Source organism: Streptomyces sp. NPDC006743 (assembly GCF_040703815.1).
GTDB lineage: Bacteria > Actinomycetota > Actinomycetes > Streptomycetales > Streptomycetaceae > Streptomyces.
Genome location: NZ_JBEYJA010000001.1, coordinates 314,602 through 335,922, shown reverse-complemented (window position 1 = coordinate 335,922; position 21,321 = coordinate 314,602). Strand labels below are relative to the sequence as shown.

At 73.8% G+C, this 21,321-nt stretch carries 18 protein-coding genes and 1 pseudogene; 4 read left to right on the top strand and 15 right to left on the bottom strand.

From position 1 onward, the window contains the following. Positions 1–4: 4 nt before the first annotated feature. Genes ABZ719_RS01405 through ABZ719_RS01390 form a run of 4 tightly spaced genes read right to left on the bottom strand, consistent with a single transcriptional unit; the run spans position 5 to position 4,144 of the window. Positions 5–805, bottom strand: coding sequence for an ABC-2 family transporter protein (locus tag ABZ719_RS01405; protein WP_366723204.1), 801 nt, complete (start codon positions 803–805; stop codon positions 5–7). Further along, positions 802–1,731, bottom strand: a complete 930-nt coding sequence (locus ABZ719_RS01400) for an ABC-2 family transporter protein (RefSeq protein ID WP_366723203.1) — start codon at positions 1,729–1,731, stop codon at positions 802–804. The genes ABZ719_RS01405 and ABZ719_RS01400 overlap by 4 nt, the downstream gene beginning before the upstream one ends. Next, positions 1,728–2,837 (bottom strand): ATP-binding cassette domain-containing protein, encoded by a 1,110-nt coding sequence (locus ABZ719_RS01395; RefSeq protein WP_366723202.1) that lies wholly within the window; start codon positions 2,835–2,837, stop codon positions 1,728–1,730. The genes ABZ719_RS01400 and ABZ719_RS01395 overlap by 4 nt, the downstream gene beginning before the upstream one ends. Then, on the bottom strand, positions 2,834–4,144 hold the full coding sequence (locus tag ABZ719_RS01390) for an aminotransferase class III-fold pyridoxal phosphate-dependent enzyme (protein ID WP_366723201.1): 1,311 nt from the start codon (positions 4,142–4,144) through the stop codon (positions 2,834–2,836). The genes ABZ719_RS01395 and ABZ719_RS01390 overlap by 4 nt, the downstream gene beginning before the upstream one ends. Positions 4,145–4,373: 229 nt before the next feature. Between ABZ719_RS01390 and ABZ719_RS01385 the strand changes: the two genes are divergently transcribed. The 4 genes and pseudogenes from ABZ719_RS01385 to ABZ719_RS01370 all read left to right on the top strand — a co-directional run. Beyond that, positions 4,374–5,441, top strand: coding sequence for a glucose-1-phosphate thymidylyltransferase (locus ABZ719_RS01385; protein ID WP_366723200.1), 1,068 nt, complete (start codon positions 4,374–4,376; stop codon positions 5,439–5,441). After that, a complete protein-coding gene (rfbB, locus tag ABZ719_RS01380; RefSeq protein WP_366723199.1) occupies positions 5,438–6,415 on the top strand; it encodes a dTDP-glucose 4,6-dehydratase in 978 nt (325 codons plus the stop codon). Before ABZ719_RS01385 ends, rfbB begins: the two co-directional genes overlap by 4 nt. 414 nt (positions 6,416–6,829) lie before the next feature. Further along, positions 6,830–8,530, top strand: coding sequence for a carbohydrate-binding module family 20 domain-containing protein (locus ABZ719_RS01375; protein WP_366723198.1), 1,701 nt, complete (start codon positions 6,830–6,832; stop codon positions 8,528–8,530). 178 nt (positions 8,531–8,708) lie between these two features. Further along, positions 8,709–11,783: pseudogene (locus tag ABZ719_RS01370) on the top strand (alpha-amylase family glycosyl hydrolase); the annotation flags it as partial. Between the two features lie 73 nt (positions 11,784–11,856). On the opposite strand, the gene ABZ719_RS01365 reads toward ABZ719_RS01370, so the two are convergent. The 11 genes from ABZ719_RS01365 to ABZ719_RS01315 form a co-directional block, all read right to left on the bottom strand. Continuing rightward, entirely contained in the window at positions 11,857–12,912 is a 1,056-nt protein-coding gene (locus ABZ719_RS01365) for an NAD-dependent epimerase/dehydratase family protein (protein ID WP_366723197.1), read from the bottom strand. 1 nt (position 12,913) lies between these two features. Next, on the bottom strand, positions 12,914–13,588 hold the full coding sequence (locus ABZ719_RS01360; RefSeq protein ID WP_366723196.1) for an L-threonylcarbamoyladenylate synthase: 675 nt from the start codon (positions 13,586–13,588) through the stop codon (positions 12,914–12,916). Positions 13,589–13,788: 200 nt separating this feature from the next. After that, on the bottom strand, positions 13,789–15,258 hold the full coding sequence (locus ABZ719_RS01355) for a class I adenylate-forming enzyme family protein (RefSeq protein ID WP_366723195.1): 1,470 nt from the start codon (positions 15,256–15,258) through the stop codon (positions 13,789–13,791). Further along, positions 15,255–16,016: a hypothetical protein gene (locus ABZ719_RS01350; protein WP_366723194.1), complete on the bottom strand. Its 762-nt coding sequence runs from the start codon at positions 16,014–16,016 to the stop codon at positions 15,255–15,257. The genes ABZ719_RS01355 and ABZ719_RS01350 overlap by 4 nt, the downstream gene beginning before the upstream one ends. 1 nt (position 16,017) lies before the next feature. Beyond that, positions 16,018–16,425, bottom strand: a complete 408-nt coding sequence (locus ABZ719_RS01345) for a hypothetical protein (RefSeq protein WP_366723193.1) — start codon at positions 16,423–16,425, stop codon at positions 16,018–16,020. Beyond that, positions 16,418–17,272 (bottom strand): SDR family oxidoreductase, encoded by an 855-nt coding sequence (locus ABZ719_RS01340; RefSeq protein WP_366723192.1) that lies wholly within the window; start codon positions 17,270–17,272, stop codon positions 16,418–16,420. The genes ABZ719_RS01345 and ABZ719_RS01340 overlap by 8 nt, the downstream gene beginning before the upstream one ends. A 41-nt stretch (positions 17,273–17,313) precedes the next feature. After that, the gene (locus tag ABZ719_RS01335) at positions 17,314–18,027 is read right to left on the bottom strand and encodes an SDR family NAD(P)-dependent oxidoreductase (protein WP_366723191.1); all 714 of its coding nucleotides are present in this window, start codon (positions 18,025–18,027) and stop codon (positions 17,314–17,316) included. 142 nt (positions 18,028–18,169) lie between these two features. Beyond that, a complete protein-coding gene (locus ABZ719_RS01330; RefSeq protein ID WP_366723190.1) occupies positions 18,170–18,640 on the bottom strand; it encodes a hypothetical protein in 471 nt (156 codons plus the stop codon). Beyond that, positions 18,637–19,767 (bottom strand): NAD(P)-dependent oxidoreductase, encoded by a 1,131-nt coding sequence (locus tag ABZ719_RS01325; RefSeq protein ID WP_366723188.1) that lies wholly within the window; start codon positions 19,765–19,767, stop codon positions 18,637–18,639. Before ABZ719_RS01325 ends, ABZ719_RS01330 begins: the two co-directional genes overlap by 4 nt. Further along, positions 19,764–20,912, bottom strand: coding sequence for a beta-ketoacyl synthase N-terminal-like domain-containing protein (locus ABZ719_RS01320; protein WP_366723187.1), 1,149 nt, complete (start codon positions 20,910–20,912; stop codon positions 19,764–19,766). Before ABZ719_RS01320 ends, ABZ719_RS01325 begins: the two co-directional genes overlap by 4 nt. Next, positions 20,909–21,310, bottom strand: a complete 402-nt coding sequence (locus ABZ719_RS01315) for a thioesterase family protein (RefSeq protein ID WP_366723186.1) — start codon at positions 21,308–21,310, stop codon at positions 20,909–20,911. Before ABZ719_RS01315 ends, ABZ719_RS01320 begins: the two co-directional genes overlap by 4 nt. Positions 21,311–21,321: the final 11 nt, after the last annotated feature.

Genomic DNA, 21,321 nt, shown 5'->3' with positions numbered 1-21,321 from the left:
TCGCTCAACTCCCGGTCATCTCGTAGGCGTTGACGCCGCGCCGCCAGACGGTCAGGGCGACGGCCAGGGCTCCCGCCGTCACCACCGGCAGCCACACCACCAGTCCCGTGGCGCCGGTCAGCAGGTAGACGCACGGCACGTAGGAGGTGAAGGCGAAGGGCAGCACCCAGGTCAGCAGGGCGCGCAGCGAGGAGTGGTAGATGTCCAGCGGGTAGGCGGCGAACTCGGACACCTGGCTCGCCGCGTACATCGACGGCAGACTGGTCACGGTCCAGAAGGACAGCGAGGCGAAGAGCAGCTTCACGGCGGTGTGGATGAGCGCCCCGCACAGCACGAGCAGCGGTGCCACGGCCCACTGCAACGGCGTCAGGTGCAGGTCCAGTTCGCTGCCGGTCCAGCCCACCAGGGCGGCGCCGACGATCAGTTCGCCCAGGCCGTCGGGGTGGAAGAAGCGCTCCGACAGCAGCGAGAAGAGCGGGTTCACCGGGCGGATCAGATAGCGGTAGAACTCGCCGCGCTGCACGAGCTTGCGGCCCAGTTCCCACAGCTGGTCGGTGAAGAGGTGGTCCAGGCCGCGCGGCAGCAGGGAGAAGCCGAGCAGGAACAGCACCTCGTGGTAGGTCCAGCCGCCCACCGCCGGGACCTGGCGGAAGACCAGGCCCACCACCGCCGTCTGGAGTCCGACCCGCACCAGGAACGCACCCGCCCCCAGGGCGAAGTCCATCCGGTACGCGGTCAGCCGGTGCAGCCCGACACCGCCGAGGAAGAACGCCAGGCGCACGTGGCGCCACACCGTCCGGGTCATCCGCCGAGCACCTCCAGCCGGCTCAGCGAGGCCCGCCACAGCACGGTGGTGAGCACCGTCAGGGCGGCCACCCAGCCCAGTTGCCGGGCGAGCACGTCCGCCGCGCCCGTCCAGCCGTCGTAGCGGCCGAGCAGCAGGGTCAGCGGGGCGTCGACCATGCCGCGGAAGGGCAGCGCGGAGGCGAGCGCCGCGAGCGGGCCCGGCATGAGCGCGATCGGCACCAGCTGACCGGCGAAGAAGGCCACCACGCTCTGCTTCACCATCCGCACCCCCCAGGTGTTGGTGGTGAGGAAGCCGGTCATCCCGGTCAGCAGGTTCACGAAGAAGGCGAGGAGGACGGAGAGCGCGGCCGAGACCAGGAACAGCGGCACGTCCGCCGGCCGGGGCACGGTCAGCGGCACCAGCAGGGCGAACAGGACGAGCACCGGCACCCCGACCAGCACGGCGTTGGCCGCGACCACCGGCAGGCAGGCGAAGAACCGCACCACCGGGTAGCTGACCGGCCGCACCAGCATGACGGCGACGTCACCGCGGTACACCTCGGCGGCGACCTCGTCGTCCACCCGGTTGGCGTGCAGCACCTGGAGGACCTGGGCCATCAGCAGGTAGGTGGTGATGCCCTCGGCGGTGAAGCCGCCCGGACCGCCGCCGGGCGGGGCGTCCGCGTACACGGCCCGCCACAGGAAGACGGTGACGGCGGCGCCGGCCGCGGCGGTGACCCCGGTCATGACGAACGTCGAGCGGTACTGGAGCAGGGACTGCAGGCCGCCGGTGGCGAAGGACAGGTAGGGGCGGACGCGCCCCAGCGGGCCGGGGCCGCGGACCCTCCCCGGGCCGGGCGCGCGGCCGGACGCCGGGGTGTGTCCGGACGCGGGGGCGTGGCCGGGTCCGTGGCCGGACGCGGGTGCGGATGCCGAGCCGGTCATGCCCGACCACCGTCCTCCCCGGCGCCCGCGCCCAGGACGGAGCCCGCGCCCGGGGCACCGTCCGTGCCCGGGACCGGGTCCGTGCCCGGGACGCCGGCCGGGACCGCCTCCCGCCGTCCGCCGCCGTAGATCTCGCGGAGCACGTCCTCCAGGTCCGGTTCGGGCGCGTAGCAGTCCGCCAGGTCGAAGCGGTCCAGGAGGAAGCCCAGCACCTGCCGTGAGGTGAAGCGCTCCACCGGGTACTCCACGCGGATCCGGCCGTCCTCACCGGGCGAGGCCGTCACCCCCGGCAGCCCCCGCTCGATGTCCGCGCAGGCCGCCGCGGGGGCGGGGCCGCCGCGGTGGTCGAAGACGACCGAGCGCCGGTCGGCGCCGCGCAGCAGGTCCCGGATGCTGCCCTGGTGCACCACCCGCCCGCGGTCCACGACCAGCGCGCTGTCGCAGATCGCGGCGATGTCGGTGATGTCGTGGCTGGTGAGCACGACCGTGGTGCCCAGCTCCCGGTGGACGTGGTTGACCAGGTGGCGCACCGCGTCCTTGAGGACCATGTCCAGGCCGATGGTCGGCTCGTCCCAGAAGACCACCGCCGGGTCGTGCAGCAGGCTCGCCGCGATCTCGGCGCGCATCCGCTGCCCCAGGCTGAGCTGGCGCACGGGCGTGGTGCCGAGGGCGTCGATGTCCAGGAGTTCCCGGTACAGGGCGAGGTTGCGCCGGTAGACCGCGTCGGGGATGTCGTAGATCCTGCGCAGGATGCGGAAGGAGTCCGGCACGGACAGGTCCCACCACAGCTGGCTGCGCTGGCCGAAGACGACGCCGATGCCGCGGGCGTTGAGCTGCCGGTGCCGGTAGGGCTCGATGCCGCCGACCAGGCAGCGCCCGCTGGTGGGTGTCATGATGCCGGTGAGCATCTTGATCGTGGTGGACTTGCCGGCCCCGTTGGCGCCGATGTACGCCGTCTTCGAGCCGGCCGGGACGGTGAAGGACACGTCGTCGACCGCGCGCACGACGCGGTGCCTGCGGGTCAGCAGCGTCGACAGACTGCCGGCCAGTCCGGACCTGCGTTCGGGGATCCGGAACTCCTTGACGAGGTTCTCCGCGACGATCACGACAGCACCCGCTCCATGGCCTGTTCGAGCAGGCGCACGCCCTCGTCGAGCAGCGGCTCGTCCAGGGTGAACGGCGGTGCCAGCCGCAGGATGTGCCCGCCGAGGGCGACCCGCAGGCCGAGGTCGAGCGCGGTGGCGTACACCGCGCGGGCCAGGTCGGGCGCGGGGGTCCGGCTCGCCCGGTCGGTGACGAACTCCAGTCCGTACAGCAGCCCGATGCCGCGCACGTCACCGAGGTTGTCGAACCGCGCGTGCAGCGCCGCCAGCCGCTCGCGCAGCAGTTCCCCGAGGACCCGTACCCGCTCGATCAGCCGGTCGCGTTCGACGACCTCCAGGGTGGCACGGGCGGCGGCGATGCCCAGCGGGTTGCCCGCGTACGTCGAGGCGTACGCCCCCGCCCCGGCCGCCGCCGGATGGCGCAGCAGCTCCGAGCGCCCGGCCAGCACGGCGAACGGGAACCCGCTGGCCATCCCCTTGGACAGGGTCACCAGGTCGGGTTCGACGCCGAACTGCTCGCTGGCCAGGAACGTTCCGGTGCGGCCGCCGCCGGTCAGCACCTCGTCGGCGACGAGCAGCACCCCGTGGGAGCGGCACGCCTCCGCGATCTGCTCCCAGTAGCCCGGCGGCGGCACGACCACGCCCGCGGCGCCCAGCACCGGCTCGAAGACGAGCGCGGAGACGTTCGGCTTCTCGGCGATGTGCCGGCGCACCAGCGAGGCGCACCGCACCCCGCACGAGGGATAGGTGAGTTCCAGCGGGCAGCGGTAGCAGTAGGCCGAGTAGCCGAGCACGGAGTTGCCGGCGAACGCCTGGTGGCCCACGTCCCAGTGGACGAGCATCCGGGCGCCCATGGTCTTGCCGTGGAAGCCGCCGCGCAGCGCGCCGATCCGGTTGCGGCCGGGCGGCGCGGTCGCCTGCACCACGCGCAGCGCGGCCTCGACGACCTCGGCGCCGGTGGAGAACAGCGCGTAGGTGTTGAGCTGTTCGGGCAGCAGCCGGGACAGCAGGTCCAGGAGCGCGGCCCGCTCGGGTGTGGCCGAGTCGTGCACGTTCCACAGCCGGCCCGCCTGCTCGGTGAGCGCCCGGACGACCTCGGGGTGTCCGTGGCCCAGTGACTGGGTCAGGGTGCCCGCCGCGAAGTCCAGGTACTGGTTGCCGTCGAGATCGGTGAGGACGGGGCCGCGCCCCTCGGCGAACACCCGGCGCCCCACGGCCGCCTCCTCCGAGGCGCCCGGTGCCAGATGCCCGGCCTCCCGCTCCAGCCGTTCCCGCTGGTGCCGACCTGTCACGTACTGCCCCCAACTCATGTGTGCGAACTGCGCGCTGCGCCGCGCCGTTGGGCGATGCCGGTGGCGAGTCAAACACCAAAGACACACCGTCTGCAAGGACTTGCTGAAAATTTCAGAAGCGCCTTGCGCTGCTCGGCACACCTCTGCTTGAGTCAGGAACAGCTCAGCCGGTGACACCGCGACCCGCGTTCGAGGAGAGATCCGTGAGACCACAGACCCAGCCCCTTGCGCGACACCGGTGGCCGGTGTGAAAGCCCTGGTCCTGGCGGGCGGCACAGGCAGCAGACTGCGGCCCTTCACCCACACACGCGCCAAGCAGCTCCTGCCCATCGCCAACAAACCCGTCCTCGCCTACGCCCTGCAGGCCATCGCCGAGGCGGGCATCGAGGAGGTGGGTGTCGTGGTCGGCGGCCACGCCGACGACATCCGCCAGGTGCTCGGTGACGGGACGGCGTTCGGCGTGCGGGTGACCTACCTGCACCAGCCGGCCCCGCTCGGCCTCGCGCACGCGGTGCTGCTCGCCCGGGACTTCCTCGGCGCCGACGACTTCCTGCTCTACCTCGGGGACAACTACCTGGAGGACGGGGTCAGCGGCTTCGTGCGCCGCGCCGCGGCCGGCCGCGACGCCGCGCGGCTGCTGCTCACCCCGGTGCCCGACCCGAGCGCCTTCGGCGTCGCCGAGGTCGGCGCCGACGGGCTGGTCCGGCGCCTGGAGGAGAAACCCGAGCACCCGGCCAGCGACCTCGCGCTCATCGGCGTCTACGCCTTCTCCCCGGCCGTGCACGAGGCGGTGCGCGCCATCCGGCCCTCGGGCCGCGGCGAGCTGGAGATCACCCACGCGGTGCAGTGGATGATCGACCGGGGCCTGGCCGTGCGCGCCGAGACGACGACCCGGCCCTGGCGCGACACCGGCAGCGTCGACGACATGCTGGAGGCCAACCGGCACGTCCTGGACCGGATCGAGGGCCGCGTCGACGGCAAGGTCGACCCGCACAGTGTGCTGGTGGGCCGGGTCCGTGTCGAGGAGGGGGCCGTCGTCAGGGGGTCGCGTATCGTCGGCCCCGTGGTGATCGGGGCGGGAGCCGTCGTCAGCAACTCCAGCGTCGGCCCCTACACCGCCATCGCCGAGGACTGCCGGATCGAGGACAGCGCGATCGGCTACTCCGTGCTCCTGCGGGGCGCGTGTGTGGAGGGCGCCGCCCGGATCGAGCAGTCACTCATCGGCCGCGAGGCGACCGTGGCCGCGGCGCCCCGGCTCCCGCAGGCCCACCGTCTCGTCATCGGCGACCACAGCAAGGTGCAGTTGTACTCATGACATCCCGCGTTCTCGTCACCGGCGGAGCCGGCTTCATCGGCTCCGCCTACGTCCGCACGCTGCTCGGCCCGGCCGGCCCGCCCGGCGTCGAGGTGAGCGTGCTCGACAAACTCACCTACGCCGGCAGCCTCACCCGCCTCGACGCGGTCCGCGGGGACAGCCGGCTCACCTTCGTCGAGGGCGACGTGTGCGACCCGGCGACCGTGCGGAAGCTGGCCGCCGGGCACGACGACATCGTGCACTTCGCGGCCGAGTCCCACGTGGACCGCTCGATCGAGGACGGCTCCGGGTTCACCCGCACCAACGTCGTCGGCACCCAGACGCTCCTCGACGCCGCCCTGCGGCACGGCGTGCGCACCTTCGTGCAGATCTCCACCGACGAGGTCTACGGCTCGCTGCCCGAGGGCGCCGCCCTGGAGGACGACCCGCTGCGGCCCAGCTCGCCCTACGCGGCCTCCAAGGCCGCGGCCGACCTCATCGCGCTCGCCCACCACCACACCCACGGCCTCGACGTCCGGGTGACCCGCTGCACCAACAACTTCGGTCCCTACCAGCACCCCGAGAAGGTCGTCCCGCGCTTCGTGACCGCGCTGCTGACCGGCGGGAACCTGCCGGTGTACGGCGACGGCGCGCAGGTGCGCGACTGGCTGCACGTGGACGACCACGTGCGCGCGGTGGAACTGGTGCGCACGGGCGGCCGGCCCGGCCGCGTCTACAACATCGGCGGCGGCACGGCGCTGACCAACCTCGATCTCGCGCACCGCCTGCTCGAACGGTGCGGCGCGGGCCCCGACCGCATCACGCACGTCACCGACCGGCCGGGGCACGACCGCCGGTACGCCGTCGACCACGGCCGGATCACCGCGGAACTCGGCTACCGGCCCAGCGTCGGCTTCGACGCCGCGCTGACCGGGACGGTGGACTGGTACCGCGCCCACCGCTCGTGGTGGGAGCCGTTGCTGACCTCGTCCTGAGCAGGACCGGGGGAGATCGGGGGGAGGGGACCGGGGGGACAGGGGGAGGCGGAAGCCGAAGGGGGAGAGGTGGGGGGACTGGGGCACTCCGGCCGGCCGGCCGGGCGCGTGGGGGTGACCCGGCGGCTGACCGGCGGACCAACCCCCCGACCGGGGGCCGGAGTTCGACGAACGTAGCATCGTTGAAATTTTTGCGAAAGGTCTTGCGGCGTTCTACGGGCGTCGATCGCCTGATGAACGGTCTTTTCCGCGGGAGGGGTTGACCCACGGTAATGCGGCGCCGTACGTTCTCGGCCGCAATCTCTTGCAGCAAGAAACATCGGCGGCAAGAGTCACACGGCCTTCTCCGGCACGGCGCGTTGCCACTCGAGGCTGCTGCTCCGGTATCACCCCACCCCACGAACTGGAGAAACCATGGCCAGAAAGACCGTGGCCGCTGCACTCGCCGCTCTGGCGGGAGCCGCTGTGGCCGTCACGGCGCCCACGCCCGCCCAGGCCGCGGCGCCGGGCGGCAAGGACGTCACCGCGGTGATGTTCGAGTGGAACTTCGCCTCCGTCGCCAAGGCCTGCACGGACGAGCTGGGCCCCGACGGGTACGGATACGTTCAGGTCTCCCCGCCGAACGAGCACATCCAGGGAAGTTCCTGGTGGACGGCGTACCAGCCGGTCAGCTACAAGATCGGCACCAAGCTGGGCGACCGCGCCGCGTTCAAGAGCATGGTCGACACCTGCCACGCCGCCGGCGTGAAGGTGGTCGCGGACACCGTGATCAACCACATGGCCAACGCCTCCGGCACCGGCACCGCGGGCTCGCCCTTCAGCAAGTACGACTACCCGGGCACGTACTCCGCCGCCGACATGGACGACTGCACCTCGCCGGTCACCAACTACGCCGACCGCTGGAACGTCCAGCACTGCGAGATGGGCGGCCTGCCCGACCTCGACACCGGCGAGGAGTACGTCCGCAAGACCATCGCCGGGTACCTGAACGACCTGCTCTCCCTCGGCGTCGACGGCTTCCGCATCGACGCGGCCAAGCACATCCCCGAGGACGACCTCGCCAACATCAAGTCCCGGCTGACCTCCCCCGGCGTCTACTGGAAGCAGGAGACGATCGGCGCGGCCGGCGAGGCGGTGCAGCCGCCCGAGTACTACGGCACCGGCGACGTCCAGGAGTTCAACTACGCCTACGACCTCAAGCGGGTCTTCAACAACGAGAAGCTCTCGGAGCTGAAGAACTTCGGCGAGGACTGGGGCCTGGTCCGCTCCGACAAGGCCTCCGTGTTCATCACCAACCACGACACGGAGCGCAACGGCGGCACCCTCACCTACAAGGACGGCGCCAACTACACCCTCGCGCACGTCTTCATGCTGGCCTGGCCCTACGGGTCGCCCGACGTGCACTCCGGTTACGAGTTCAGCGACAAGGACGCCGGCGGCCCGAACAACGGGCAGGTCGACGCCTGTTACACCGACGGCTGGAAGTGCGAGCACGCCTGGCGCGAGATCGCGAGCATGGTCAGGTTCCGCAACACGGCCGCCGGGACCGCGGTGACCAACTGGTGGGACAACGGCGGCAACCAGATCGCCTTCGGCCGCGGTGACAAGGCGTACGTCGCCATCAACCACGAGGGCTCCGCGCTGACCCGCACCTTCCAGACCTCCCTGCCGGCCGGCGACTACTGCGACGTGCAGAGCGGCAAGGGCGTCACCGTGAACTCCTCCGGACAGTTCACCGCCACGCTCGGCGCCAACTCCGCGCTCGCCCTGCACGTCGGCGCGAAGACCTGCGGCGGCTCCGGCAACGGCGGCGGCAGCACCGCCACCGGGGCATCCTTCCAGGTCAACGCCACCACCCAGTGGGGCCAGAACATCTACGTCACCGGAGACAACGCCGCCCTCGGCAACTGGAACACCGCGAACGCCCTGAAGCTGGACCCCGCGAGCTACCCCGTGTGGAAGCTGGACGTCCCCCTGCCCGCGGGCACGGCCTTCCAGTACAAGTACCTCCGCAAGGACGCGAGCGGCAACGTCACCTGGGAGAGCGGCGCCAACCGCACCGCCACCGTCGGCACCGGCGGCCTGCTCACCCTGAACGACACCTGGCGCGGCTGACCGCCGTACAGCAGGAGGCCGCCCGCCCGGGCGGCCGGCCGCCGCACGGCACGAGCCGCCACCAGGTCCCGGCACGGGCCGGTGCCCCCGAGCGAGGGGACACCGGCCCGTGTGCCCGTACCGAGAAGACGAGGAGAGACCTCACGTGGCCGGCACCGTCCGCCGTAACACCACCGCCCTGGCCCTCGCCCTGGCCGCCGCACTGCTGCCGCCCCTGGCGCCGCCGGCCTCGGCCGCGAGCCCGCCCGCACCCGCGGCGGCACTCCCGCCCCCGCCCTCGGACACCCGGCTCGCCGCGCAGTCCGCCCGCCCCGCCGACAGCAGGGAGCAGTTCTACCTCCTGCTGCCCGACCGGTTCGCCGACGGCTCCCCGGCCAACGACCGCGGCGGCCTGACCGGCGGCCGCCTCACCACCGGGTACGACCCCACCGACAAGGACTTCTTCCAGGGCGGCGACCTGCGCGGCGTCATCGACCGCCTCGACTACATCAAGGGCCTGGGCACCACCGCCATCTGGCTGGCCCCGGTCTTCCGCAACAAGCCCGTCACCGTGCGCGACGGCCACGCCACCGCGAACTACCACGGCTACGCCATCACCGACTTCACCCGCGTCGACCCCCACTTCGGCACCGAGGCCGACCTCACCGAACTCATCGACAAGGCCCACCGCAAGGGCATGAAGGTCTTCTTCGACGTCATCACCAACCACACCGCCGACACCATCGACTACGCCGAACAGGCCTACGGCTACCGCAGCAAGGGTGCCTACCCCTACCTCGACACCAGCGGCCGCCCCTTCGACGACACCGAGGGGATACACCCGACGGACGCGGCCGGTGCCCCCTACACCCCCCGACCCTCCACCGACCCCGCGGACCGCAAGGTCCCCGCCTGGCTCGACGACCCGGCGATGTACCACAACCGGGGCAACTCCACCTTCGCCGGGGAGAGCGCCCTCTACGGCGACTTCCAGGGCATGGACGACCTGTGGACCGAACGTCCCGAGGTCGTCCGCGGCATGGAGAAGATCTACGAGAAGTGGGTCAGGGACTACCAGGTGGACGGCTTCCGCGTCGACACCGCCAAGAACGTCGGCATGGACTTCTGGACCCAGTGGGCCGGCGCGCTCGACCGCTACGCGGCACAGCACGGACGCCCGCACTTCTTCCTCTTCGGCGAGGCCTTCTCCGCCGACCCCGCCATCACCGCTCCCTACGTCACCCAGGGCCGGCTCGACTCCACCCTCGACTTCCCCTTCCAGGCCGCCGCCCGCAACTTCGCCTCCCGCGGCGGCCCCGCCGACGACCTCGCCCACGTCTTCGCCCAGGACTACCGCTACGGCACCGACAAGACCAACGCCTACAGCGAGGTCACCTTCCTCGGCAGCCACGACATGGGCCGCATCGGCACCTTCCTCGCCCAGGACAACCCCGGCGCCGGCGACGCGGAGCTGCTGCGCCGCGACCGCCTCGCCCACGAGCTGATGTTCCTCTCCCGCGGCAACCCGGTGATCTACTCCGGTGACGAACAGGGCTTCACCGGGGCGGGCGGAGACGTCGACGCCCGCCAGACGATGTTCGCCTCCCGCGTCCCCGACTACCTCGACGACGACGAGATCGGCACCGACCGCACCGCCGCCTCGGACTCCTACGACACCGCCCACCCCCTCTACCGGGCCATCGCGGACCTCTCCCGGCTCACCCGGCGCCACCCCGCGCTGCGCGACGGCGTCCAGACCGAGCGCTACGCCCAGGGCTCCGTGTACGCGTTCACCCGCACCGGCCTCCAGGAGCAGCGCCCCTACCTCGTCGCGTTCAACAACGCGGACCGGGCGAAGACCGTCACCGTCCCGACCGGCACCGCGGACACGGAGTTCCGGGCGCTGTACGGCACCACCGGCACCGTGCGCGGCGGCGCCGACGGCAAGGTCACCGTGACCGTACCGGCCTGGTCCTCGGTCGTGTTCCGGGCGGCGAAGCGGCTGCCCGCACCCGCGGCCCGCCCCGCCCTCACGCTGCACGCCCCGGCCGCCGGGGCGAACGGCACCGTGGAGATCGGCGCGGACACCGGCGGCGGGGAACTCGACCGCGTCGTCTTCGCCGCGCAGACCGGCAGCGGCGCATGGCGGACGCTCGGCACCGCCGACCACGCCCCCTACACCATCACCCAGCACCTGCCCGCCGACGTGGCCGCCGGAACGCCCCTGCGGTACAAGGCGGTCGTCGTCGACCGCGCCGGACGCACCGCGAGCGCCCTGGCGTCCACCACCGCGGGCGCCGCCCCGGCGGCCGCGACACCGACGGCGGCCCGCCACCGCGCCGTCGTCCACTACCACCGCGCCGACGGCGACTACACCGGTCTCACCCTGCGCACCGCCGACGGCCGCACCGCGCAGTTCACCGGCCGCGGCGCCTACGGTGCCTTCGCCTGGTTCGAACCGGCCGCCGGCACCACCGAGGTCCGCTTCACCGTCGAGCGCGACGGCAGCGCCGACGGACCCGCCCGCACGCTGGACTTCGCCGCCGCGGCCGAGGTGTGGACCGCCCAGGGCAGCGACACGGTGGACGCGGCCCGGCCCGCCGGCGCCTACCCGCCGCAGGACCCGGCCAAGGCGGTCATCCACTACCACCGCGCGGACGGCGACTACACCGGCTGGGGCCTGCACGCCTGGACGGGCGCCGCCCACCCGCCGGAGTGGAACGACCCCATCCGGCCGGTCGGCCAGGACTCCTTCGGCCTCGTCTTCGAGGTCCCGCTGACCGCGCACGCGGACTCTCTCAGCTACATCCTGCACAAGAAGGAGGAGAAGGACGTCCCCGTCGACGAGGCCCTCGACTTCTCCCTGTACGGGCACGAGGTGTGGCGGGTGGCGGGCGACCCGGCCTACCTGGCCCCGTCGCTCGCCGGCGCCTACGGCCTGGACCTGAACGCCTCCGCCGCGACCTGGCTCGACGACACGACCGTCGTCTGGCAGGGCACCGGCACGGGCGTCGCCAGTCAGCAGCTCGTCTACGCCCCGCACGGCGGCATCACCGTCCAGGACGGCGCACTGTCCGACGAGGGGTACTGGCTGCGCCTGGTCCCCACCACCCTGACCGCGGCCCAACGGGCCGCCCACCCGCGGTACGCGGACCAGCAGGCCTTCACCGTCGACCCGCGCGACCGCGGCCGGATCGCCGACGCACGGGCCGCCGCCCAGGTCATCGCGACCCAGCGCGCCGACGACGGCGCCCTGCTCGCCGCCACCACGGTCGGGCGCCCCTGACCGCTCACCCCTGGCGCCCCGACCGCTCACCTCTCGGCGTTCACGCCACGGTGGCGGGACGTCAGGGGCACGCGCCGCCCCCTCCCCCGCCCGGCCCGCCCGCCTGAGCCGCCCGGCGGGGAAGGGCACGGGGTCCCGGGTCCAGTCCGGTGCGCCGCCACAGCCGTCCGCTCTCGTACCAGTGGTCGACGCCGAACTGCGAGAGGCGGCGCGCCCAGATCCGGTCGCGCCGCGTGTCCAGCAGCCGGGCCGCCTCGGCGTAGCCGACGTCGCGTACGGGCAGCGGCAGCCCGTACGCCCCGGCGACCCAGGTCGCCAGCTCCCGCACCGTCACCGGCACGGGATGGTTCGCGTGGAAGACCTCGCCGCCCGGGCGCGGGCGCCAGGCCGTGGTGGCCAGCGCGGCGAGGGGCCGGGCGAGGCAGTCCGCGGTGCTGACCGACACCCGGGCGCGTCCGCCGTCGATCCAGGCGGGCAGCCGGGTGAGCAGCTCGGCCAGGGCCGGGGCCACCCAGGCGTCGCCGGGGCCGACGACGAGGTGCGGGCGCAGGACGACTCCGTCCGCGGCCAGCACCTCCCGCTCGGCCTGGAGCCGGGTCCGCCCGGTCACCGAGGCGGGCGAAAGCTCCGGCCCGTCCTCTCCCGCGCCCCGGTGGACGCCGTCGCGGTAGACGGCCGACGTACTGAGCTGGACGAACCGGCGGACCCCGGCGCGGCGGGCCTCGGCGAGCAGCGCCCGGGTGCCGTGCACGTTGACCTCGGCGCACCGCCGCCAGTCGCCGCCGATCCGGGAGGCGAGGTGGAGGACGGTGTGCACGCCCTCGCACAGACCGCGCAGGCTCCCCGGCTCGGCGAGGTCACCCGTGACGACTTCGAGAGACCGGCGGGTGACGGCGGCTTCGAGGCCGCCGCTCGTGGAGGCTCCCCGGCCGGCGTCCGTCGGGTCGCCGGCCAGGGCCGTGCGGTGGGTCAGGACCCGCAGCGGCGTGCCGCCGGGCCGGGCGAGCAGCGCCGCCACGACCCGGCTGCCGACGAAGCCGGTGGCGCCGGTGACCAGGACCCGCGCCGGGGCGCCGGACGGACCGCCGTGGTCCTCCCGGCGCCCCGGTCCCGGCACCTCAGTCCTCCAGCAGGTGCGCCAGGTCACCCAGCGCGGCACGGATCTGGTCCGCGGTGATGTCGCCCAGGCGCAGCACCCTGAACGGCACGGTGGCCGCGGTCACGATGGTGGAGGAGGCCGTGGTGCCCTGGTGGCCGCCCTTGACGACCATGTCGACGGACTGGCCGATCTGCTCGACGGCCAGGTCCAGGTCGACCAGGACGCCGTCGGCCTGGCCGGACAGGTTGGCCGAGGTCATCGCCACCGGCCGGCCGGTGGTCTCGATCAGCCGCTGGACGGTCGGGTTGGACAGGCAGCCGATGGCCACGGTCGGCCCCCCGCACACCAGGTGGTCGGGGATGCGGGTGTTGCGCGGCAGCACGATGTTGAACGGGCCGGGCCAGAACGCGTCGGTCAGCCGCCGGACGGCCTCGCGCAGCGCCTCGGGCACCTGCGTGTACTCCTGCCACTCCTGCGGGTGGCGCACGAACAGGGTCAGCGGGGAGGTCGGCGGGCGGCGCTTGATGGCGAAGGCGCGCTCGACGGCCGCGCTGTTCCACGGGTCCATGGTCAGCGCCAGGTTGGTGTCGGACGGCGCGACCACCACACCGCCGTTGCGGACCAGCTCGCCCGCGATCTGCAGGTTGCGTTCGGTCGGGGCGACCACGTTGGCTTCGGCCGGGATCGTCGTCATGGTGTCGTTCTCCTGTGTTCCGATGGTGTGTTGTGCTTCTGAAGGTGTGTGTCGCGCGTCCACGGGCGTGTGCCGCGCATCCGCGGATGCGCTACGGGGTTCCGCGGGTTGCGGGTCGTGGTGGTGAAGGCGCTGGTGCGCGTGCAGTTCTGACTGAGCGTCAGGTAAGTAGAGCGCTGTTGGGCACTGATGTCAGGCGTTCACTTGGTGAGGCGCGTGCCCGCGTCCACCACCTCGAACCGGCGGGGCACTTCCACCGCCCGCAGCCGCCCCCGGCACCAGCGGCGCAGGGCCGCCGGGTCGACGTCCGCCGCCCCGGGCCGGGGCAGGATGCGGGCGGCCAGCACCGCCGGGTCGTCCTCGGCCGGGGCCACCCGGGCCGCGCTGACGTCCGGATGCTCGCCCAGCACCCGCTCGACGAGCCCCAGGTAGACCTTCTCGCCGGCCACCGCGGCCACCCGGCGGGACCGGCCGACCAGCCGGATCCCCCCGTCCGCGAGCCGCTCGCCCAGATCGCCGGTGGGCACCTCGGTACCGGCCGCGTACGGCACGAACAGCCCGTCCCGGTAGGTCCCGAGCTGTGCGGTCGGGGTGTGCACGACCAGTTCCCCCATGCCGTCGCGGGCCTGCGGCGAGGACCGCAGCTCCAGGCGTACGCCCGGCAGCGGCGCACCGATGCCCTCCGGGTCGCCGCCCGCGCCCAGGGCGTTGGTGGCGACCCGGGGACCCGCCTCGGTCAGCCCGTAGGTCGTGAAGATCTCGGCACCGCCGCGGCGGCGCAGCTCACCGAGCGCCGTGCCGCCCAGCCGGTCGCCGCCGACGGTCACCTGCCGCAGCGACCCGGGCAGCGGCCCGCCGCCGTCCAGGACCCGCATCAGCAGATGGGGGGTGAGCGCGGTGTGCGTCGTCCCGGTCTCCCGCGCCGTCTCGAACCAGTTCGCCGTGGCGAACGGCGGCTCGATCAGCGTGAGTCCCATGCCCCGGGCGAGCACGCCGAGCACCCCGCACACGAAGGCCGACGAGAAGAACATCGACTGGGACAGGAGGTAACGGGCCTCCGGTCCAGGTGAGCCGACGCTCTCCCAGTGCATCGCGGCGTTGCGCAGCAGCGCCGCCCTGCGGTGCACGACGGCCTTCGGCAGCCCCGTACTGCCCGAGGTGGCCAGGACCAGCGCGGGTTCCCCGCCGGGCAGGGCGCCCGCCGGGTCCGGGTGCACCGCACGGTCCGCGGCGGCCGGGCCGCCCCCGTCCAGACGGGCCAGGACGGAACCGGCACAGGACCGCGCGGTGACCGCGTCCGTCCCCCACACCCGGGCGACGGCCGGGGTCAGCCGCCCGGCGCGCGCCCCGGTGGCCCGCGCCAGGATGCGGTAGCCCTCCGGCGCCAGAGTGTCCGACAGCAGTACGGGCACCAGACCGAGTTCCCACGCGGCGGCGACGTCCAGCAGCGTGCCGAGCCTGCTGCCGGTGGCCACGATCACCCGCTCGCCCGGAGCCGCGCCCAGCCCGGCCCACTCCCCGGCCCGCGCCTCCACCAGGGCGCACAGGTCGGCGGAGGTCAGCACCCGGGTGCCGGACATGGTGCGTTCGGTGACGGAGGCCAGCGGATGGATCCAGCCCGCGGCCGTCCGGCCGGCCGCGGCGGCCCCGCTCGTCAGGAGCGCGCTCACCGGGCACCCGCCAGAACGCGCCCGGCCCTCCGGCCGAGCAGCGGGGCCACCCGGCCGACGGCCGCCAGGTCCTCGGCGCCGAGCCCGTCCTGGGCCGCGCGCTCGACGAACAGCCGGCGCGGGTCGAGCCGTACCGCATCACCGGGACCCCGCGTCCCGGCAGACCGCTGCGCGCCGCCGTCACCGTCACCGCCGCACGCGGCCGCGCCGCGCCGCACCGCCGTGAGGACCGCGAGGCCCTCGCCCGACGGCAGCCACGTGACGTGTCCCGCGTACGCGCTGTCCACGGCGCCCGACGCCAGCCGCAGCGCGGCCAGCAGCAGCGCCCCGTCCAGCGTCGCCCGCCGCCCGGCCAGCACCACCGAAGGGCCCTGCGCGGGCAGGCACCGGGCGACGCTCTGCGCCACGATGTTGTAACCGGAGACGGAGAACGCGGCGGGCGAGCGCCGCCCGGCCGCCAGCGCACCGGTGAACTGCCGTACGGAGGCCTGGTTGCCGCGCCGGGAGGAGATGAACACCCCGCGCGAGAAGGCGTCCCCGCCGGGCGGATGCGCCTCGGCCAGTACGGTGGCGGCCAGTTCGCCCAGCCGCGAGGCCGGATCGCGCCGGCCGCGCAGGTCGCCCGGGGCCACCTCGCGGATCTCCGCGCCCGCCGGGAGCAGGTCCGCGAGCCGCGCCGCGTGCCCCGCGGTGGCGAGGACGACGGCGGACGTCAGCTCGTACGTCCCCTCCAGTGCCGTGAACGTCAGTGCGGTCATGTCACATCACCTCCTGAGTGCTGACGGTGGCCGAGTACCAGGTGCGGCCGCCGACCGAGAGCCGGGTCTCCACGACGGACAGCCGTCCCGAGCGCACCACACGGGCGAGGAGCAGCGCGGCCGTGCCGTCCCCGCCGGGGAACGGGCCGTCCGTGCCGTCCCCGCCGGCCGTGGTGTGGTGCTCCGTGTGCGTGCGCAGGCCGGCGACCTTCGCGGGCACGTTGCGCCGCACCCCGCGCACCCGCGCCGCGGTCCGGCAGGCGATCTGGTGCAGCGCCTCCGCCGCGATCAGCTGCCGTGCCGCGCCCGGCACCCCGGCCGGTACGCGCAGGGCGGCGCGGCCGGTGGAACCGGTCACGGTCAGCGGACCGCACAGGTCGAGGAACCACCCCGTGCCCGGCTCACCCATGACCGTCGTCACCCGGCCAGGTGCCCATCACGTTGTACCCGGCGTCGACGTACACGGTCTCGCCGGTGACGCCCGAGGACAGGTCGCTGAGCAGGTAGAGCGCGGTGCCCGCCACGTCGTCGGAGGTGATGGCCCGCCCCAGCGGGCTGCGCCGGGCGCGCTGGGCCATCGAGGTGGTGAAGTTGGGCAGTCCGAAGGTGGCCAGGGTGCGCATCGGCCCGGCCGACAGGACGTTCACCCGGGTCCCGGACGGGCCGAGTTCGGCCGCCAGGTAGCGGGCGGACGACTCCAGCGCCGCCTTGGCGACCCCGAGCACGTTGTAGCCGTGGCACACCCGCTCGGCGCCCAGGTAGGACAGGGTGAGCACCGACGCGCCGGGTGTCAGGTGGGGACGCAGGGCGCCGGTGAGGCCGATGAGCGAGTAGACGGAGGACTCCATGGCGTGCGCGAAGCCCTGCCGGCTGGTGCCGGCCAGACCGCCGGCCAGTTCGTCCTTGTCGGCGTGGGCGACCGCGTGCACGACGAAGTCGATGCCGCCGTGCCGGGCCGCGAACTCGGCGCACACCCGCTCCATGTCGCCGTCCGCCAGCGCGTCGCACTGCGCGAGGTAGGCGTCCTCGCCGGGCAGCCGGGTCACCGCCCGCTCCAGCCACTTGCCCGCGCCGGGACTGCGGTAGGTGAACCCCAGCTCGGCGCCCTCGTCGGCCAGGCGCCGGGCGATGGCCCAGGCGATGGAGCGCTGGTTGACGACGCCGAGGACCAGTCCCCGGCGCCCGGCCATGAGCCCGCGGCCGGGCCGCTCGGCGACGGCGGTCGCGGGACCGCCCTGTATGTCAAGGTCGTTCATGTTCTCCCTCACTGGGTGTCGCCGGGCGCGCGGCGGCGCGCTCACAGCTGGGCTCCGCCGGCGACCGGGACGACGGCGCCGACCATCGTCGGTTTGCGGCTCACCATCGCGGCGACGACCTCGGCGACGTCGCGCGGGTTGGTGAACCGGCGCAGCGGAATCTCCTGCAGGTACTTGCGGCGGTCCTTGCCGTCGAGCATGACCCTCGTCAGGTCGGTCTCGACGAAGCCGGGCTCGACCACGTTGGCCAGCACGTCGAAGCGCGCGCCCTCCAGGGCGACGTTGGCGGCGTAGCGGGTGAGCGCCGCCTTGCTGACGCCGTACATCGTGTTGCCCACCCGGGCGTTGCGCCGGGCCTGCGAGGAGACGAACACGATGTCGCCCCGGCGGCGCCGCACCAGGTGGGGCAGGACCGCGTGGGTGAAGGTGACGGCGCTGCCCAGGTTGGTCTCCAGCAGGGCCGCGAGGTCGTGCCAGGTGACCTGGCCGGCCAGCTTGTCCACCGTGAGCCCCTGGTTGTTGACCAGGGCCTGGAGCCGGCCGTCGGCGCTGACGACCTCGATGAACGCGTCGACCTCGGCGCGGTCGCGGCCGTCGACGCGGGAGCCGCGGGCCCGGCCGCCGGTGGCCTCGGCCACCTCGTCGGCGGCCACCTTGGAGTTGAGGTACGTGAACTCCACGTCGAACCCGTCCTCGACGAGCCGGCGGACCACGGCCCGGCCGATGCCGCGGGCCCCGCCGGTGACCACGGCCACCGGCCGCACCCCGTCCGGCCCACCGGCCCGTGCCCGCTCCGCCCGCACCCGGTGCGGCGCTGACCGGTCTGACTGCGTCCGGTCCGTCTGCGTCGGGTCCGTCTGCGTCGGGTCCGTCTGCGTCCGGTCTGTCTGCGTCCGGTCATGTGCCATCGGCTGCGAACACTCCCCTCGCGGCGACCGTGCCGCCTTCCGCGGCGACCGTGCCGCCTTCCGCGGCGACCGTGCCGCCTTCCGTTTCCCGCTGTGCCGGTTCCGGTTCCAGCACGGCCTCGCACCGCACCCCGCCGTCCGCGCGGCGCTCGGCGGTGAAGGTGACCCACCCCGGCGGCACCAGGGGACGGGCGAACCGCACGTCCCTGAGCGTCCGGGCGGGCACGTCACCGCGCTGCGCGCCGCGGTCGAGTTCCCGGGCGAGCTGGGCCATCAGATGGACGACCGCCGAGCCCGGCAGCATCGGGTCGCCGGGAAAGTGCTCGGCGAACACCGGCCACCGCGGGTCCAGTTCGAGCCGCGCCGACACCTTGTCCGCCCCGTGGTCCCGTACCGCCTCCCAGGTCAGCGGGATGCCGAGCAGACGTGCCACGTCCGTGAGCCGCTGTCCCTCGCTCATGCCGCCCGCACCTCCTCGCGCCGCCGGGCCAGGAACTCCAGCTGACCGGTGACGAACCCGGCGAAGGACGCCGCGTCCACGGCGGGCCGCGCCGACTCCGGCACCCTGGCGTCCAGTTGCCGGTGGTCGAAGACGAACCCGCACTCCATGAAGGCCAGGTTGTCGGCGTTGACCGAGGCGAAAGCACGGTCGAGGGCGGTACGGGCCGGGCCCAGCGCGAGCACCTCGGCACCCAGCGCCTCGTTCACGGCGGCGACCGCCGCGGCGTTGGTGAGCCGCTGGTCACCCAGGTGGTAGTACGCCCCGAGGCCGTCACCGCCGCGGCCGTCGCCGCCCCTGGCCTGCTCGGCGAGCGCCGCGCAGCTCGCCGCGATCTGGTCCACGTGGGCCAGCGGCGGAGCGACGTCACCGGACACGTCCAGGGTGAGCGGTACGCCCCTCAGCCGCGCCTTGGCGACCATCTCGACCAGCGTGAAGTAGCCGGCCCTGTTGGCCTGCACCACCGGGTGCCGGGCCGGTCCCAGCACCGACCCGATGCGCAGCGAGGTGACCCGGTGCCCGTGCCGGTGCCGGAGGTTGTCCAGCATGTGCTCGGTGAGCACCTTGGAGACGACGTACGGGTTGACCGCGTCGACGTCCCACACGGGCTCCTCCAGCACGACCGACGGCCGGCCGTCACCGCCTTCGCCGCCGGGACCGGTGCGACCGGTGGGGCCGCCGGGGCCGGTGACCCCGACGGTCGACACCTGGAAGAACCGCTCCTCGGGCCGGCAGGCCGCCAGCAGCCGCAGCGGCACGGCCGTGTTGGCCGCCACCGTGGAACGCAGCTTCGCCGGGTCGTACGACAGGGTCGCGCCGATGTTCCACACCTGGGCGACCGTGCCGTACCCGAGCCGGGCGAGCGCGTCCGCGCCGAAACCGTCCAGGGGGTGGGTGTCCAGCCGGTCCAGCAGCGTGCCGTCGCCGCCGGTGACGGCCAGGACCGCCGCGATCCGTGCGCGCAGCCCGGCCGGGTCGGCCTGCCTGCCGGTCAGCACCAGGGTGCGGTCGAAGGCGGGCAGCAGAGCCGCCACCAGTTCGGCGCCGACGAGTCCGCTGCCGCCCGTGACGACCAGGTTCCGGCTCATCGCGCCGTCCCCGCCAGGACGACGCAGGAGTTGGCCCCGCCGAAGCCGTAGGTGACGCTCAGGCCCAGCGGTGCCCCGCCGAGCGGGGCCGGCCGCCCGGCGGCGACCGGGATGCCGGCCCACCGCTCGTGCGGCCTGCGCAGTCCCGCCGTCGGCGGTGCCGTGCGGTCGCGCAGCGCGTAGGCGGTGACCAGCGCCTCGACCGTGCCGGTGGCGCCCAGCGAGTGGCCGAGCGCGCCCTTGGTCCCGGAGAGCACGGCCTGGCCGTCCGGGAAGACCTGGCGGTAGACCGCGGCCTCCATCTCGTCGTTGACGGGCGTGCCCGAGCCGTGGCCGTTGAGGTGGGCCACGTCCCGGGGGCCGGCCCCGGCCATGGCCAGGGCCGCGCGCAGCATCCGGGCCGCGTTCTCGCCGGACATGTCCGGCGAGGTCAGGGAGTCGATGTCGGTGCCCGCCGCCCAGCCGGCCAGATGGGCGAGCGGCTCGCCGCGGACGTCCTGCGGCGCGGTGAGCACCAGGCAGCAGGCGCCCTCGGCCAGGGTCGTGCCGTCGGACGCCGCGTCGTAGGGGCGGCAGCGGTCGGGGGACATGGTCTTCAGCCGGGAGTGGCCCGTGAACTTGCCGGGCTCCAGCGAGTCCACCCCCACCGCGAGCACCACCCGGGCCACGCCCGAGGCGATCAGATCGGCGCCGTAGGCCACCGCGTCCGTGCCCGACGAACAGGCCGAGGAGAGGGTGACGAGCGGGCCGGTCAGGCCGAGCGGCTGCGCCACCCGGTCCCAGAAGTGGTCGAGTTCGACGTCCTGACCGCGCTGCTCGAAGATGTCGCCGAGGCTGATCCCGAGGACCACCCAGGCGTCGGCGACGTCCTCGGCGGCCAGGCCCGCGCCGGCCGAGGCCTGCTCGACGGCCTGGCCGATCGCCCGGGCGGCGAGGGCCGCCAGACGGTCGCCGCCGTGCGTCCCGTCGTACCCGGGGACCTGCCCGGTGGTCGTGGAACGGTGTCCGTCGGCGGGGAAGAGGGTGAGCGGGCCGAGCCCGCTGCGGCCCTGGAGCAGGGCCTGCCAGGTGGTGTCGGCCGAGTCGCCGAGGCAGGTGACGGCACCCGCCGCGGCGACCGCGACACCGTACGTGCCGGCGGTCATGCCGCCTGTCCGAGCGCGAGCCGGTCGGCGATGGCCTGCGGGACCGGGAGGAGCGCGTACGGTTCCTTCCGCACGAAGACGAGGTTCAGTTCGGCGCGGGCGAGGACCTTGCCCCGCGACTCCGCGCGGAAGTTGAGCCTGAGCGAACGTCCCAGGTTCTCGGCCCGGGTGATCGACGTGGACACGGTGTCGCCGCGCAGCGCCGAATTGCTGTACGAGGCCCGCACCCGGGCCACCCGGATCTCGACACCCTCGCCGAAGAAGCCCGGCGGCGAGCTGTAGCGGCCCAGGAACTCCTTGAGTGCGTTGCTGTACCACTTCAGGTAGTTCGAGAAGTGGACCACTTCGAACTCGTCCACCTCGGCGTCGTGGACCGGGTGTTCCAACTTGATGATCACTGTGCTGTTCC